This window comes from Roseburia sp. OM03-7AC (genome assembly GCF_003462625.1).
In the GTDB taxonomy this organism is placed as follows: Bacteria; Bacillota; Clostridia; order Lachnospirales; family Lachnospiraceae; genus Roseburia_C; species Roseburia_C amylophila.
On the sequence record NZ_QTZJ01000001.1, the window covers coordinates 51,638 to 66,731 of the forward strand.

Here is a 15,094-nt window from a genome sequence, read left to right on the forward strand (position 1 = left end):
CTGCCATTTGACAGATGTTTCTTTTGTAACAGGAAATGTCATCGTTCTAAGACACTGCATTTTGCTTTTGTGATTTAGCCGGTCTTTCCAATGTTTGACAAGATATCTGTACGGTGCGCCGGAATGCGGATGCATGAAGCAGGCTGTTAGGGGCACTTGGAATTTCGTCGGCAAACCGGCAGCACTGGCACAGGGATGTGCCAGTGAGGCGCATCTTAAGCATGGATGCGAATATGCGCCGGTTGCCGGACGAATTCGTAACTTTATCGAAATTCTTAGTGCCCCTTGCAGGTTTGCTGTGGCATCCGCCTCCGGCGGACAGTGCAGATATCCCGTCAAAGCAGGTGGAAAGACAGTCTACTACAAGCAAAATGCGTATCTAAGAACGATAGGACATTTCCTGTTCATCAAAAGAAAACATCGTTAAATGGCAGCAACAATCGTTTGATCGTTGTTTTGCGTTATCGTAATCACCCGAACAGAATCATTTTTAGCAGAAGGAGAAAAGATATGGAAGGAAAAGGAAGAATAACAGGACATACAGGATTATTAGCATTAATCGGTTCCCCGGTAGGACACTCAGGCTCCCCGGCAATGTATAACTATAGCTTTGAAAAATTAGGATTAGATTATGCATACGTAGCATTCGACATAAAAGTAGAAGAAGTAAAGGCAGCCGTGGATGCCATGCGCCTTTTCCACATGCGTGGCTGCAATGTAACGATGCCATGTAAGACAGAAGCTGCAAAATATATGGATGAGCTTTCACCGGCAGCCCGGATTATCGGAGCAGTCAATACCATAGTAAATGAAGATGGAAAATTAATCGGACATATGACAGACGGTGAAGGATTTGTAGGCAATTTAAGAGACCATGGAATTGAGATAAAAGGAAAGAAAATCACAGTAGCAGGAGGCGGCGGAGCAGCCACTGCCATTCAGGTACAGTGTGCGCTGGACGGGGCAAGAGAAATCAGCATTTTCAATATCAAAGATGACTTCTTCGAAAGAACACTGGAAACAGCAGAGAAGATTAGAAAAGAAGTGCCGGGCATTGTGGTAAATGTGTATGACATTGCAGATACTGCAAAGATGACAGAAGAGATTCAAAGCTCTGACATTTTTGCCAATGCAACAATCGTTGGAATGAAACCGATGGAAAAAGAAAGCGTTGTGAAAGATACATCCGCATTCCGTCCGGGACTGGTGGTTGCAGATGCCGTTTATAATCCGGAAGAGACAAGATTACTCCGGGAAGCAAAAGAAGCAGGCTGCACCTGCCTCAATGGAAAAGGAATGTTACTGTGGCAGGGTGTTGCTGCATTCCGCCTGTACACCGGAGAAGAGATGCCGGTACGGGAAGTAAAAGAGAAGTTTTTCCAGTAGGATAAGGAGTAAGAAATGGAGCAGACGGTAGTCAGAATCAGGACATTGGAAATCGGAAGCGGAATGCCAAAGATTTGTGTTCCGGTTGTAGGAAAGACGGAAAAAGAAATATTAGAGGGCGCAGAGCGGGCGAAGGCTGCAAAACCGGATCTGGTGGAATTTCGTGTGGACTGGTATGAAGAAGCTGCAGACAGTAAAAAAGTAGTCGCACTGTTAGAAAAGCTTCGCAAATGTTTGGGAGAACTGCCGGTTTTATTTACCTTCCGAAGCAGCAGGGAAGGCGGAGAAGCTGCCTTAAGCGACGGAGCATATCAAAGCTTAAATGAAGCTGCAATTGCATCCGGGTTTGTGGACTGCGTGGATGTGGAATTATTTTTCGGGGATGCTGTTGTAAAGGCAGTAGTAGCGGCAGCACATAGCAATAATGTAAAAGTCATTGCATCCAATCATGATTTTGAAAAAACACCGGCAGCAGAAGAACTCCTTGCCAGACTTCAGAAAATGGAAGCACTTGGCGCAGATATTCCAAAGATTGCCGTTATGCCACAAAGCAGCAAGGATGTTTTAACACTGCTTACGGTAACGGAAAGCTGGAGGGAAACAGGGAAGACACCTGTTATTACCATGTCTATGGCAGGAAAGGGCTTAATCAGCCGTCTTTGCGGAGAAATCTTTGGCTCGGCAGTTACCTTTGGCGCAGCCGGAAAGAGCAGCGCACCGGGACAGATAGATGCAGAAGAACTGCGGCGGATATTGGAAATCATACATCAGAATAGCAATAGACAGTAAAAATAATAGAGAAGAATTTTAATCGATATTTGGAATCATACATATGGAAAGGAATTAGAAAATGGCAGAGAATATTTTTCTGATTGGATTTATGGGAGCCGGGAAAAGCACCATAGCAAAAGTATTAAAAGAGAAATTAAATGTTCCTCTTTGCGAAATGGATGAAATGATTGCAGAGCAGCAGAAAATGGCTATCTCTGACATTTTTGCACAGTATGGTGAAACACATTTCAGAGATTTGGAGACACAGCTTGTAAAAGATATTTCAGAAAAAGACGGTGTCATCGTATCCTGCGGTGGCGGTGCAGTGCTGCGGGAAGAAAATGTATCTTTTATGAAAGAAAATGGCAGAATCGTTCTGTTGTCTGCTACACCGGAAACCATTTATGAGAGAGTCCGCTACAGCAAGGACCGCCCGATTTTAAATGGCCATATGAATGTGGAGTACATCCGTGAACTGATGGAAAAACGCCGTAGCCGTTATGAAAGTGTTGCAGACCTTGCGGTGGCAACAGACGGCAGGAGTGCAGAGACAATCGCAGATGAGATTATTGCAAAGTTAAGAGAAGCATAATGGAAATGAGAGAGTATATAGAAGCAATCGCAGAAAGCTGCAGGAAGCTGATTATCAGTAAGCCTGCCACAAAGCAGGAAGAGTATCGTAAAATTATCGTACAGAAAAAGGAAGCCTTTTTCCAGATGGAAAAATATACGGACAAGCAGGTATTTCATGAGAATCTGTCCGTAGAAGAATTAGAGGCAGCATTGGAAGAACTGATGCAGAATCATTTTCGCCAGCTCAATGGATTTGATACAGAAGCAGAGCATATTCTTCTGGTATCCAAAAAGGGAGTGCCATCTTATAAAAGGAAAAAGCTGCAGAATGCAGTAAATGAGACTGCAACCCATAACCGGAAGAAAAATTATCTCTTAGAAGAAGGTAAGGTCATTCCGCCGTTGGTGGATATGGGAATTTTTACCACAGAGGGTAAAATTGTCCGTACCATGTATGATAAGTTTAAGCAGATTAACCGTTTTATTGAAATCATCGATGATTATGTGAAGGACTGTAAAAAAGAGAAACTTCATATCATTGATTTCGGCTGCGGTAAGTCCTATCTTACTTTTATTATGTACTACTACTTTACGGAAGTGCGCAAGATTCCGGTAGAGATTGTGGGATTGGATTTAAAGAAAGATGTCATAGAAAAATGTAATCAGGCAGCAAAAAAATACGGATATGACACCCTGCATTTTGAACTGGGAGATATCAATGGCTACAAAGCACCGTTCCCGGTGGATATTGTAGTATCTTTGCATGCCTGCGATACCGCAACGGATTTTGCCTTATACAATGCCATCAGCTGGGATGCGGAAATGATTTTCTCCGTGCCATGCTGCCAGCATGAATTAAATGAGCAGATGGAGAGCGAAAAGCTGCATCTGATGACCCGTTATGGCATTATCAAAGAGCGTTTTGCAGCACTGACAACGGATGCAATCCGTGCCAACCTCTTAGAGTGCTGCGGATACAAGAGCCAGGTCTTAGAATTTGTGGATTTGTCCCATACGCCAAAGAATCTTCTGATCCGGGCGAGAAAGGCAAAGATTTCAAAGGAGCATAAGCAGAAGCTTTTAAAAGAAGTGGATGCCATGTGCGAAGAATTCCAGTTAAAACCGTTACTCTACGGATTACTGCAAGTGGATGAAGGGAGAAATACGGATGCATTCAGAACAGGAAAATAATAGTTTCCCGGCAGAGTTTTTAGAGAGAATGAAGGAAATGTTAGGGGAAGAGTATCCTGCATTTTTTGAAAGCTTAGGGCAGGAGCGGCAGCAGTCGTTCCGGATTAATACAGGGAAAACCAGTGTATCAGAATTTTTACAACAGACAGATTGGAAGCTAAAACCGGTTCCATGGTGTGAGACCGGTTTTTATTATGGAAAAGAGATTCGTCCGGGAAAACATCCTTATCACAATGCCGGTGTGTATTATATTCAGGAGCCATCGGCAATGGTACCGGCAGAATGTCTTAAGGCACAGCCGGGGGATATCATCTTAGATCTCTGTGCAGCTCCCGGTGGAAAGAGTACCCAGATTGCGGCAGCTATGAAGGGGGAAGGAATCTTAATCTGTAATGAGATTCATCCGGCGAGAGCGAAGATTTTATCTGAAAATATAGAGCGGATGGGAATCAAAAACGCACTGGTATTAAATGAGACACCGGAGCATCTGTCAGAGCGTTTTCCAGGCTGCTTTGATAAAATCATGGTGGATGCACCATGTTCCGGGGAAGGCATGTTCCGGAAGAATGAAGAGGCCGGAAATGAGTGGAGCCTTGACAATGTGAAGCTGTGTGCCGACCGGCAGGACGGTATCTTAGACTGTGCGTATGAGATGTTAAGACCCGGCGGCAGGATGGTATATTCCACCTGCACCTTTGCACCGGAAGAGGATGAAGGGAGCGTGCACCGTTTCTTAGAACGTCATCCGGACTGCCAGATTGCAGAAGGAATTGACAGTGACGGCTTCATTCATGACAAAGAAGGCTGCATCCGACTGTTTCCGCATAAAATCGAAGGCGAAGGACATTTTGCAGCAGTGATAACGAAAGCAGGCGAAGGTTATGGCGGCTTTGGACTGACGGAAAAGGGCATAAAGGAAAAAGACTGCCCGGAATATCTTTCTTTTGTAAAAGAGAGTTTAAAAGAAAAACCTCAGGGAGCATTGCTTAAATTTGGAGAGCAGCTCTATCTGCTGCCGGAAGGATTTCCTGCTTTAAAGGGGCTGAAGGTATTACGGCCGGGACTGCATCTTGGCACCTTAAAAAAGAACCGTTTTGAACCATCCCATGCACTGGCACTTGCCATGCAGCCGCAAGAGGCATTTCATGTTGCCATGCTTTCTTCTGACAGCCAGGAAATCAGACAGTATCTGATGGGACAGACTTTTTCATGGGGAGGAGAAAAGGGCTGGTATTTAATCTGCGTAGATGGCTACAGCATCGGCTGGGGCAAGCTGGCAGGTGGAATCATGAAGAATCATTATCCGAAAGGGCTTCGTATGGTGGATATTATCTGAAAAGAGAGAATCTGAAAAAAGCTGCTTAAAATAAAACAAAATTAAGGAAATATTAATAAACACTGGGAATATCTGCTTGTGATTTAAAGGAAAATCGAATATGATTATTAAGTCGGAAAAAATAGAAAGTTAGAAAATTATGTGTGAAGAGACAAAGTTGGGAAAATTTTATCAAAAATACATAGCAAAATGGATACCATCATACGGACCACTGCCATTGGCATGGTGTGCCATTTTTAATACCATTATTTATTGGGGCACCCAGAGGCTGATGGCAAATGCAAAGCATTATGACCTGACCAGCAATCTGGACAGGAGTATTCCTTTTGTAAAAGAGTGGATTATTCTGTATGTTTTATTTTTTGCGTTCAGTTTAATAAATTATATTCTGGTATCGAGAGAAGATAAGGAAACATTTTTCCGTTTTGCAACAGCGGATATGTTGTCAAGAGTAATCTGCTGTATCTTCTTTATATTGCTTCCAACCACGAATATCAGACCGGAAGTGACAGGGCATGATTTCTGCAGCTGGCTGGTACGTTTTATCTATGCATCGGATGCACCGACGAATCTCTTTCCATCCATCCATTGTCTGGTAAGCTGGTTCTGCTTCATCGGGGTAAGAAAGAGCCGTAAGATACCGGGCTGGTACAAAGGATGTTCTTTTGTGATGGCAGCATTAATTTGTGCATCCACCCAGTTTACCAAACAGCATTACATGATTGACCTGGTAGCAGGCATTTTTCTGGCAGAATTCTGCTGGTTTGTATCAAAGCATACCGGAATGTACCGTCCGGTAATGAAAGTTTTTGATAAAATCGGAAGAAAGATATTCGGGGTGAAGCATTATGATGAGTAAGAAAAAAGGAATACTAAATGCAGTTTTTCTTATTACCGTATTTGCAATTACCATATATGCAATCTTTCATGGACAGGATTTAGGTGAATTGTTCGGCTATATCCGGAATACGGATTACCGGTACTGGCTTGTTGCGGTGGTCTGCGTGGTATTCTTTATCTGCAGTGAATCTGTTATTATATTTTATATGATGCGAAGCATCCGGCAGAAGATAAAACTTATGCATTGTTTCCTGTATTCCTTTGTTGGATTCTTTTTCAGCTGTATTACACCATCGGCAACCGGAGGACAGCCGGCACAGATTTATTATATGAAAAAGGATAAGCTGTCCATACCGGTATCGACACTGGTTTTAATGATTGTAACCATTACTTATAAACTGGTGCTTGTGGTGATTGGCGCATTGGTTGTAATCATTCGTCCGGCACAGATTATGCATTATCTTGAGCCGGTGCTGGGATGGTGTTATCTGGGACTTTTATTAAATGTCTTTTGTGTGGCATTTATGATGTTTCTGGTTTTCCATCCGACACTGGCAGCTAATATGATGGATGCCATCATAAGAGGACTTGGCAAAATTCATCTGATGAAGCGTACTGAATATTACCGGGAAAAAATGGCAAATGCCATGAAGCAGTATCAGGATGTGGCAGGATATTTCCGTACCCATAAATTGGTCGTAACCAATGTATTTCTGATTACCGTAGTGCAAAGACTGTTACTCTTTTTTGTAACATATCTGACCTGCCGTTCCTTCGGAATCAATGGAACAGGGATGGTAACCATTGTTGTATTACAGGGAATGATTTCCGTTGCGGTGGATATGCTTCCGTTACCGGGAGGAATGGGAATCAGTGAATCACTGTTTTTATCTATTTTTGCACCAATCTGCGGCACACTGACATTGCCGGCGATGGTGGTAAGCAGGGGACTCAGTTATTACACAGAATTAATTTTAAGCGCAGTTATGACAGTCGTAGCACATTTTACGATAGGAAGACCGCATAAACAGAAGAGGGAAGAAAGGTAGAGGGAAAAATGATAGGTTTTTATGATTATACAGTAGTACTTACATATATTAGTCTGATGTGTTCTGTTTTTGGAATTACTCAGGCAATTGGAGGACATTACAGAACAGCAATTATCTGTCTGGCATTATCCGGATTATTTGATATGTTTGATGGAAAGATTGCAAGAACCAAAAAGAACCGTACTGATGATGAAAAATTATTTGGCGTACAGATTGATTCCCTTTGCGATGTAGTCTGCTTTGGTGCGTTCCCGGCAGTAATCTGTTATGTGCTTGGTGTAAGAGGTATTCTTGGAACCATTGTTCTGGCATATTATTGTGTCTGCTCCGTGATTCGTCTTGGATTCTTTAATGTGTTGGAAACCAACCGCCAGAGAGTAGAAGAGGGTGCCAATAAATATTATCACGGACTGCCGATTACAACGATGGCAATCGTACTGCCACTGGCATTTATGCTGAACTTTGTAATTGCAGAGCGTGAATTCAGTGTGTTACTGCTCTTTGTTTTGGCAGTAGTTGGCACCTTATTTATTGTAGATTTTAAATTGAAAAAGCCATCCAATGCATTTCTTGCAGTTTTGGTTATCCTTGTGGCATGTGCAGTAATTGCAATCTTCCTATTCTCAAAATATCATATTTCGCTGTGCTTTCCGGGACTGGAGAATTCCATTTTAGATCGTCTGATGCGGTAGAAATTGTGTCGGATGAGACCAGCATTATGTTCAATGAGCCGGAAATGGGATGTAACGTGACAGAAAATGCGTAACATTTCCTGCAATAAGGAAAAATGAGGAGGAAACGAGGATGCGTTGTGTAGATCGGAATGGAAATGAAATTGGTGAGAATGCAGCACAGGGCAGAGTGTTAAAGGCATTGTATGAGACGGCTGCCGGAAGAATTTTACTTGGAATTTTAGTGAAACCTTTTGTTTCCAAAGCAGGTGGATTCCTTTTGAACCAGCCGGTATCAAAGGCTGCAATTGCACCATTTATAAAAAAGAATCATATAAATATGACAGATTATGAGGAACGGGAATACCGTTCCTATAATGATTTTTTTACCAGAAAAATCAAGCCGGGACACCGGAAATTTGACCGTGTTAAGGAGAATTTCTGTGCACCCTGCGACAGCAGGCTCAGTATATATCCCATTACAGCAGAGGGAAAAGTCCGCGTCAAGGATACGGAATATACCATGGAGAGCCTTTTCCGCAGCGGGAAAATCGCCCGTCATTATGAGGGCGGAACCCTTTGTATTTTCCGTCTGACGGTAGATGATTATCATCATTACAGCTTTGTGGATGATGGCAGAATGGGGTACATCTATAGGATTCCGGGTGTTTTTCATACGGTCAATCCGCTGGCGGGAGAAATATATCCGATTTATAAGGAAAATACCAGAGAATTTTCTGTGCTGAAAAGTCAGCATTTTGGCAATATTTTAATGATGGAAGTGGGCGCACTTATGGTAGGCAGAATCTGTAATGAGAAAGAAAACTGCCCGGTGCACCGTGGAGAAGAAAAAGGTAAATTTGAATTTGGCGGTTCTACGGTAATTTTGTGCCTGGAAAAAGACAGGGTAGAACTGGACGCAGATATTGTGTATAATTCCAATAAAGGAGTCGAGACGAAAGTCCGGCAGGGGGAAAAGATTGGAAGGATGTCAGAATGGAAGCGCATGAAGTATTAGAACAGGTGAAAAGCGGAAAGATGACCGTAGAAGAAGCGGAGCAGTTTTTTAAAAGGGAACCGTTTGAAGAGATGGGCTATGCAAAGATAGACAGCCATCGGAAAATGCGTTCCGGTTTTGCAGAAGTGGTATTCTGTCAGGGAAAACGGGATGAGTTTCTTCTTGAAATCTTTCAGAGAATATACAAGGATGAAGGCGAGGTCATGGGAACCAGGGCGTCTTTGGCACAGTATGAGCTGTTGCACAAGGAATTACCGCAGGTTACCTATGACCCTGTTTCTCGTATATTAAAAATTGAAAAAAAGGATAAAAAACGCAGTGGACTGATAGCGGTATGTACGGCTGGAACGGCAGATATTGCAGTGGCAGAAGAGGCTGCGCAGACGGCAGAGTTTTTCGGAGCCAATGTGGAACGTATTTATGATGTGGGAGTCAGTGGAATTCACCGTCTCCTTTCACGGCTTGAGGTAATCCAGAAAGCCAACTGTGTTGTTGCAGTGGCTGGCATGGAAGGAGCACTGGCAAGCGTTTTAGGCGGACTGGTAAGCAGGCCGGTAATCGGTGTACCAACCTCCGTAGGCTATGGAGCGAATATGGGAGGCATTTCTGCATTGCTTACCATGATTAATTCCTGTGCCAATGGTGTTGCAGTGGTAAATATTGATAATGGTTATGGTGCAGGCTATCTTGCAACACAGATAAACAGACTGGGGGTACATGATGAAGAAGCGTAGTTTATATCTGGACTGCCATACCGGAATCAGTGGTGATATGGTAGTGGCAGCTTTACTGGATGCAGGAGCAGACAGAGAAGTCTTAGAAACTGTTTTAAGGAGCATTCCGGTATCCGGCTTTGGGATTGCAATCAGCAGAGTACAAAAGGCGGCCCTGTCGGCATGTGATTTTAAGGTCATCTTAGATGCCGCCCATGAGAATCATGATCATGATATGAAGTATTTATATGGGAAGGAAGAATCGCACGCACATGGAGGGCATTTCCATTCGGAAGAATCACATACCTATGGAGAGCATTCCCATTCGGAAGAATCATACACCCATGGGGAACATCATCATCACGAACACCGCGGTCTGACGGAAATTTATTCCATAATCGATGGCACGAATATGCTTGATAGTGCCAGGACACTTGCTAAGAAAATATTTAGGATTTTAGCAGAAGCGGAAGCAAAAGCCCATGGTGTTCCGGTGGAAGAAGTACATTTTCATGAAGTGGGAGCCTTGGATTCAATCGTAGATATTATTGCAGCGGCAGTTTGTGTTGATAATCTTGGAGTAGATGAGGTCATTATTCCTGCCCTGTGGGAAGGGGAAGGAACGGTGCGCTGTCAGCATGGAATCCTGCCGGTTCCGGTTCCGGCAGTGACTAACATAGTGATGGAATATGGAATCCTGCTTGGAAAAATCGGTGAACCGGGAGAATATGTGACTCCGACAGGGGCAGCAATTGCAGCGGCTATCTGTACGTCAGGAGAGCTGCCGGAATGTTACCGGATTGTGGGAAACGGACTGGGCGCCGGAAAGCGGGACTATAAGCGGCCGGGACTGCTCCGGGCATTGTTGCTGGAAACAGAAGAACCGGTCTATGAAAGTGATTCTATTTTAAAACTGGAATGTAATATCGATGACTGTACCGGGGAAGCACTGGGCTATGCCATGGAGCTTTTACTGGAAAATGGCGCAAGAGATGTCCATTATATACCGGTCTATATGAAGAAAAACCGCCCGGCATATCAGTTGACAGTAATCTGCAGGAAAGAAGACCGGGAAAAATTGGAAGCAATTATATTTCGTGAGACAACAACCATTGGAATCCGCTATGTAGAAATGGTGCGGACGATTCTGCCAAGAAGGATAGAAAGGCGGCAGACCTCCTACGGTGAGGTGACGGTTAAAATATGTGAGGGTGAAGGAGAAGTGCGTATTACTCCGGAGTATGAATCCATCCGGGAGATATGCAGAGAGAGAGGACTTTCTTTTCAGAAGGTATATGATGATGTATTGCAGGAGTTGAAATAAGGATACGAAAAGGATGAGGTTAAAAGGATGCATACGAAAACAGATTTGTTAAAAGGCAATATTTTAAAATCTTTGATTTTATTTGCAATTCCACTTATTATTTCTAATTTATTTCAGCAGCTCTATAATGCGGCAGATACCATGATAGTAGGTCATTTTCTGGGTGATGAATCGCTGGCAGCAATCGGTGCATGTGCAGCGGTTTATGAACTGCTGGTAGGATTTGCACTGGGTTTTGGAAATGGACTTAGCATGGTAGTGGCAAGAAGCTTTGGTGTAGGAGATAAAAACTTGTTAAAGCGTGCAGTTGCAGGCTCTTTGTTAATTGGAGCAGCGGTGACGGTTGGTGTAATGCTGATTGCACAGATTGGACTTCGTCCGCTTCTGGTTTTGTTACATACACCATCAGAAATCATTGAGGAATCCTATTCTTATATTTATATTGTAACAATCTGTGTTGGAGTAATGTTTGCATATAATCTGTTGTCCGGATTGCTTCGTGCAATTGGAAACAGTTTTATGCCGCTGGCATTTCTGATTATTTCGTCCGCTATCAATATTGTACTGGATGTTCTTTTTATTACACAGTTTCAGATGGGAATCCGCGGTGCAGCAGTGGCAACGGTGGTAGCACAGGGAATTTCTGCAGTATTATGTGCCATTTATATTATGAAAAAATGTAAGATTTTAATACCGGCACGGGAGCATTTTAAAGTAGATGGACCACTTTACCTGGAACTGACAGGCCAGGGGCTTTCCATGGGCTTTATGTTAGCTATTGTATCTGCAGGAACAGTAATCCTGCAATATGCTATCAATCAGCTGGGTTATCTGATTATTGCGGGACATACAGCAGCACGAAAATTAAACAGTTTTTGTTCGATGCCATTAATGCCACTGGCAATGGCAACAGCAACCTTTGTATCCCAGAACCGGGGAGCAGACCAGCGTGACCGTATCCTTAAGGTAGTACGGTATGCCATGATACTGTCTGTTGGCTGGGCAGTATTTATTACCGTTATTGTTGCATTTGCCGCACCTTCCCTGATTGCATTGCTCTCCGGCTCATCCGAAAGTGTAGTTCTTGAAAATGGTGCCAGATATATCCGCTGGAATACACCGTTTTATTCGGTTCTTGGAATTCTGCTGGTACTTCGAAATGTGTTACAGGGACTTGGTAAAAAGGTAGTGCCACTGGTTTCAAGCATGATAGAACTGGTAGGAAAAATTGCATTTGTTTTATTGTTTATCCCAATCTTGAAATATTTTGGTGTAATTATCTGTGAGCCGGTTATCTGGTGCCTGATGTGTATCCAGCTTGTCATATCCTATTACAGAGACCCTTATATCCGTGGAAAGGAAGAAAAGAAATGAAGCTTGGAATCGTAGGAACAGGAACTATCGTAGAAGAAGTACTTCCGGTATTGCAGCAGGTAAAAGGGCTTTCCTGCTATGGAATTTGTGGAACAAAGCGCAGTGAAGCAAAAGCAGAAAAATTAAAAGAACAGTATCAGATGCAGCTTGCAGTAAGTGATTATGAAAAACTTCTGGATTCGGAAATTGATACTGTCTATATTGCTGTGCCAAATCTTTGGCATTTTGAAATGGCAAGAGAAGCTATCCTCCATGGAAAACATGTTATTGTAGAAAAACCCATGACAGCCAATGAAAGACAGGCAGAGGAGCTTTGTGCCCTTGCAAAGAAGCAGGGAGTATTTTTATTTGAAGCTATTACCACACGGTATCAGTCGAACTATCAGTTTATTAAAGAGCAGTTACCGACGATTGGCAAAATTAAAATGGCAGTCTGCAATTTCAGCCAATATTCCAGAAAGTATGACCGTTTCCAGAATGGAGAAAACATTCCTGTTTTTGATGCAAAGCAGGCAGGTGGAGCTTTGATGGATTTAAACTTATATAATATCCAGTATTTAGAAGGCTTCTTTGGAGAACCGCAGTCTGTGCATTATACCGCAAACACGGAAAAAGGAATTGACACCAGCGGTGTTGCAATTTTATCTTATCCCGGCTTTCAGGCAGTTGCAATAGGCGCAAAGGACTGCCAGGGACAGCCGGAATATCGCATTGAAGGAAGTGAAGGCTACATTGCCCAGAACAGCCCGTGTAATGTCTGCGGCGCAGTGACCATCCATTACCGGGATGGAAGAGAGGTATCCTATGATGGAAATGGAGATGCACACCGGATGTATGCAGAGTTTGTTTCCTTTGTAAATGAGATAGCATCAAAGGACACTGAAACCTGCTACGAAATGCTCGACCACAGCCTTGCGGTCAGCCGGATACTGACCCGGGCAAGAGCGGATGCCGGAATTGTATTTCCGTGTGATGAAAATTAGTCAAGTATGATTTAGTCAATCGTACTTGACTAATTTGTATTTGACGAAGGTAATCCTTCCATCTCCACACTATCTCCATATCTATGTAATAAGATGTAACAAGTTCGTAACAACTTGCGAATGATTACATAGGAAATTGCGAGAAGAGAAAATTATTTGAATTTATTTTAGAAAATGAACAATAGCCAGACAGTCCGGCAAAGTGCGAAGGCATTTTCATGGCTGTTAGGGGCACTTGGAATTTCGTATGGGAACAGGCAACGCCGGTACATGGAAGTACCGGCGAGGCGCAGATGAACATGGATGTGAATTTGCACCGCTTGCCGGATAAAAAAGAATACAATCCGAAATTCTTAGTGCCCCTTGCAGTTATGATGCGGTCTTTGCATTTGCCGGACTGCCTGGCTATTTTGCAACTTAGCAAAAATAAATAAAATATTTCTTCCACAATACCTGATGATTACATAGGTAAGGAGACAGATATGAAATACAAAACAGTAAAAAAATTATGGCTTGCAGCCGCAATCCTGACAACCACAACTTCATTATGGACCAATGTCAATGCCATGGAGACACCAGCTGCATCCGGTGCAGGCGTAATCCGGGCACTGAATGAGCAGCGCATTTTATCTGAGCAGTATGCACTGCAGCAGATACAGACAGGAGCTGGTGAACTGGCAGAAGGTGAAGCAGCAGGCGAAGCAGAAATAAATGATGTGGCAGAACTTTCACTTGGAAATGCAGAAGAGAAAATGCCGGCAGCAGACCAGCCGGAACTTGCGGTTGCAATCGCACCGAACTATGTGAATATTCGAAAAGAACCGTCTATAGAAGGAGAAGTGCTTGGAAAACTTTACCGTAATACGGTAGGTGTGATAGAGGCAGCAGAAGAGGGCTGGTATTATATTACTTCCGGTTCAGTCAGCGGATATGTCAGTGCAGAATATGTCTGTGTGGGAGAAGAAGCAAGAGCACTTGCGGAAGAAATTGGCACACAGCTTGCCCGGGTAACTACAACAACTTTAAAAGTGCGTACGGAAGCATCCACAGATGCTGCCGTATTAGGACTGGTACCGGGAGGCGATATACTAACGGTAACAGAGACACTGGATGGCTGGTTAAAGGTTGATGCAGAGGAAGGGGAGGGCTATGTAGCAGCAGATTATGTAGAAACCTATACGGAATATCCCCATGCAGAATCCATTCAGGAAGAAGCAGAACGGTTAGCAAGAGAAGAAGCCGCAAGAAGAGCAGCACAGGAAGCAGAAGCCAGAAGAAAAGCGGCAGAGCAGCAGGCAGCAGCACAAAAGAAGGCAGCAGCGAAGCAGAGCACCAATCATACAACAGCAGGGAATGCAACATCTAAAGCTTCAACATCTGGAAATGCTGCATCCGGAAACAGCGGAACAGGGGCGTATGCATCTGATGTCGGTTTAGGCAGGCAGATTGCAGATTATGGATTGCAGTTTGTAGGAAATCCATATGTATATGGTGGAACCAGTCTTACAAATGGGGCGGATTGTTCCGGCTTCGTGCAGAGTGTATATAGGAATTTTGGAATTAATCTGCCAAGAACCTCCGGTGAGCAGGGAGCCTGCGGAAGCGCAGTGTCATCTTTGGCAGAGGCACAGCCGGGAGATTTAATCTGGTATTCCGGTCATATCGGAATCTATATCGGAAACGGACAGATTGTGCATGCAAGTTCAGCAAAGACCGGAATTAAAGTATCAAATGCAGGCTACCGGACGATTCTTTCTATCCGAAGAATTGTATAAAGAGAATAAAAATTTTTATCCGTGGAGATACTGACTACAATAGAAAAGATTATAAATTAGTAGAAAAGATTGTAGCAGGAAGGATAGAAG

Annotated in this window: 16 protein-coding genes; all 16 read left to right on the forward strand. The window is 43.4% G+C overall.

The window, feature by feature from the left end; all coding sequences use genetic code 11:
• Positions 1-133: 133 nt before the first annotated feature.
• The 16 genes from DXB39_RS00285 to DXB39_RS00360 all read left to right on the forward strand — a co-directional run bounded on the left by DXB39_RS00285 (position 134) and on the right by DXB39_RS00360 (position 15,004).
• A complete protein-coding gene (locus DXB39_RS00285) occupies positions 134-427 on the forward strand; it encodes a hypothetical protein (protein WP_117842026.1) in 294 nt (97 codons plus the stop codon).
• Positions 428-510: 83 nt separating this feature from the next.
• Positions 511-1,386 (forward strand): shikimate dehydrogenase, encoded by an 876-nt coding sequence (aroE, locus tag DXB39_RS00290; RefSeq protein WP_117842025.1) that lies wholly within the window; start codon positions 511-513, stop codon positions 1,384-1,386.
• A gap of 15 nt (positions 1,387-1,401) precedes the next feature.
• Positions 1,402-2,175 (forward strand): type I 3-dehydroquinate dehydratase, encoded by a 774-nt coding sequence (gene aroD / locus DXB39_RS00295; RefSeq protein WP_117842024.1) that lies wholly within the window; start codon positions 1,402-1,404, stop codon positions 2,173-2,175.
• A gap of 61 nt (positions 2,176-2,236) precedes the next feature.
• On the forward strand, positions 2,237-2,749 hold the full coding sequence (locus DXB39_RS00300; RefSeq protein WP_022243993.1) for a shikimate kinase: 513 nt from the start codon (positions 2,237-2,239) through the stop codon (positions 2,747-2,749).
• Positions 2,749-3,921, forward strand: a complete 1,173-nt coding sequence (locus DXB39_RS00305) for a class I SAM-dependent methyltransferase (RefSeq protein ID WP_330415592.1) — start codon at positions 2,749-2,751, stop codon at positions 3,919-3,921. Before DXB39_RS00300 ends, DXB39_RS00305 begins: the two co-directional genes overlap by 1 nt.
• Positions 3,899-5,257: an RsmF rRNA methyltransferase first C-terminal domain-containing protein gene (locus DXB39_RS00310; RefSeq protein ID WP_117842023.1), complete on the forward strand. Its 1,359-nt coding sequence runs from the start codon at positions 3,899-3,901 to the stop codon at positions 5,255-5,257. Before DXB39_RS00305 ends, DXB39_RS00310 begins: the two co-directional genes overlap by 23 nt.
• Before the next feature lie 157 nt (positions 5,258-5,414).
• Positions 5,415-6,116, forward strand: coding sequence for a phosphatase PAP2 family protein (locus DXB39_RS00315; protein ID WP_158561831.1), 702 nt, complete (start codon positions 5,415-5,417; stop codon positions 6,114-6,116).
• The gene (locus tag DXB39_RS00320; RefSeq protein WP_117842021.1) at positions 6,106-7,146 is read left to right on the forward strand and encodes a lysylphosphatidylglycerol synthase transmembrane domain-containing protein; all 1,041 of its coding nucleotides are present in this window, start codon (positions 6,106-6,108) and stop codon (positions 7,144-7,146) included. The genes DXB39_RS00315 and DXB39_RS00320 overlap by 11 nt, the downstream gene beginning before the upstream one ends.
• 8 nt (positions 7,147-7,154) lie before the next feature.
• The gene (locus DXB39_RS00325) at positions 7,155-7,838 is read left to right on the forward strand and encodes a CDP-alcohol phosphatidyltransferase family protein (protein ID WP_117842020.1); all 684 of its coding nucleotides are present in this window, start codon (positions 7,155-7,157) and stop codon (positions 7,836-7,838) included.
• A gap of 112 nt (positions 7,839-7,950) precedes the next feature.
• On the forward strand, positions 7,951-8,835 hold the full coding sequence (locus tag DXB39_RS00330; protein ID WP_117842019.1) for a phosphatidylserine decarboxylase: 885 nt from the start codon (positions 7,951-7,953) through the stop codon (positions 8,833-8,835).
• Positions 8,814-9,569 (forward strand): nickel pincer cofactor biosynthesis protein LarB, encoded by a 756-nt coding sequence (gene larB, locus DXB39_RS00335; protein WP_117842018.1) that lies wholly within the window; start codon positions 8,814-8,816, stop codon positions 9,567-9,569. Before DXB39_RS00330 ends, larB begins: the two co-directional genes overlap by 22 nt.
• Positions 9,556-10,872, forward strand: coding sequence for a nickel pincer cofactor biosynthesis protein LarC (gene larC / locus DXB39_RS00340; RefSeq protein WP_117842017.1), 1,317 nt, complete (start codon positions 9,556-9,558; stop codon positions 10,870-10,872). Before larB ends, larC begins: the two co-directional genes overlap by 14 nt.
• A gap of 27 nt (positions 10,873-10,899) precedes the next feature.
• Entirely contained in the window at positions 10,900-12,246 is a 1,347-nt protein-coding gene (locus tag DXB39_RS00345) for an MATE family efflux transporter (protein WP_117842016.1), read from the forward strand.
• Entirely contained in the window at positions 12,243-13,229 is a 987-nt protein-coding gene (locus DXB39_RS00350; RefSeq protein ID WP_117842015.1) for a Gfo/Idh/MocA family protein, read from the forward strand. The genes DXB39_RS00345 and DXB39_RS00350 overlap by 4 nt, the downstream gene beginning before the upstream one ends.
• Positions 13,230-13,447: 218 nt before the next feature.
• Entirely contained in the window at positions 13,448-13,663 is a 216-nt protein-coding gene (locus tag DXB39_RS14715) for a hypothetical protein (RefSeq protein WP_117842014.1), read from the forward strand.
• 48 nt (positions 13,664-13,711) lie between these two features.
• Positions 13,712-15,004, forward strand: a complete 1,293-nt coding sequence (locus tag DXB39_RS00360) for a C40 family peptidase (RefSeq protein ID WP_117842013.1) — start codon at positions 13,712-13,714, stop codon at positions 15,002-15,004.
• Positions 15,005-15,094: the final 90 nt, after the last annotated feature.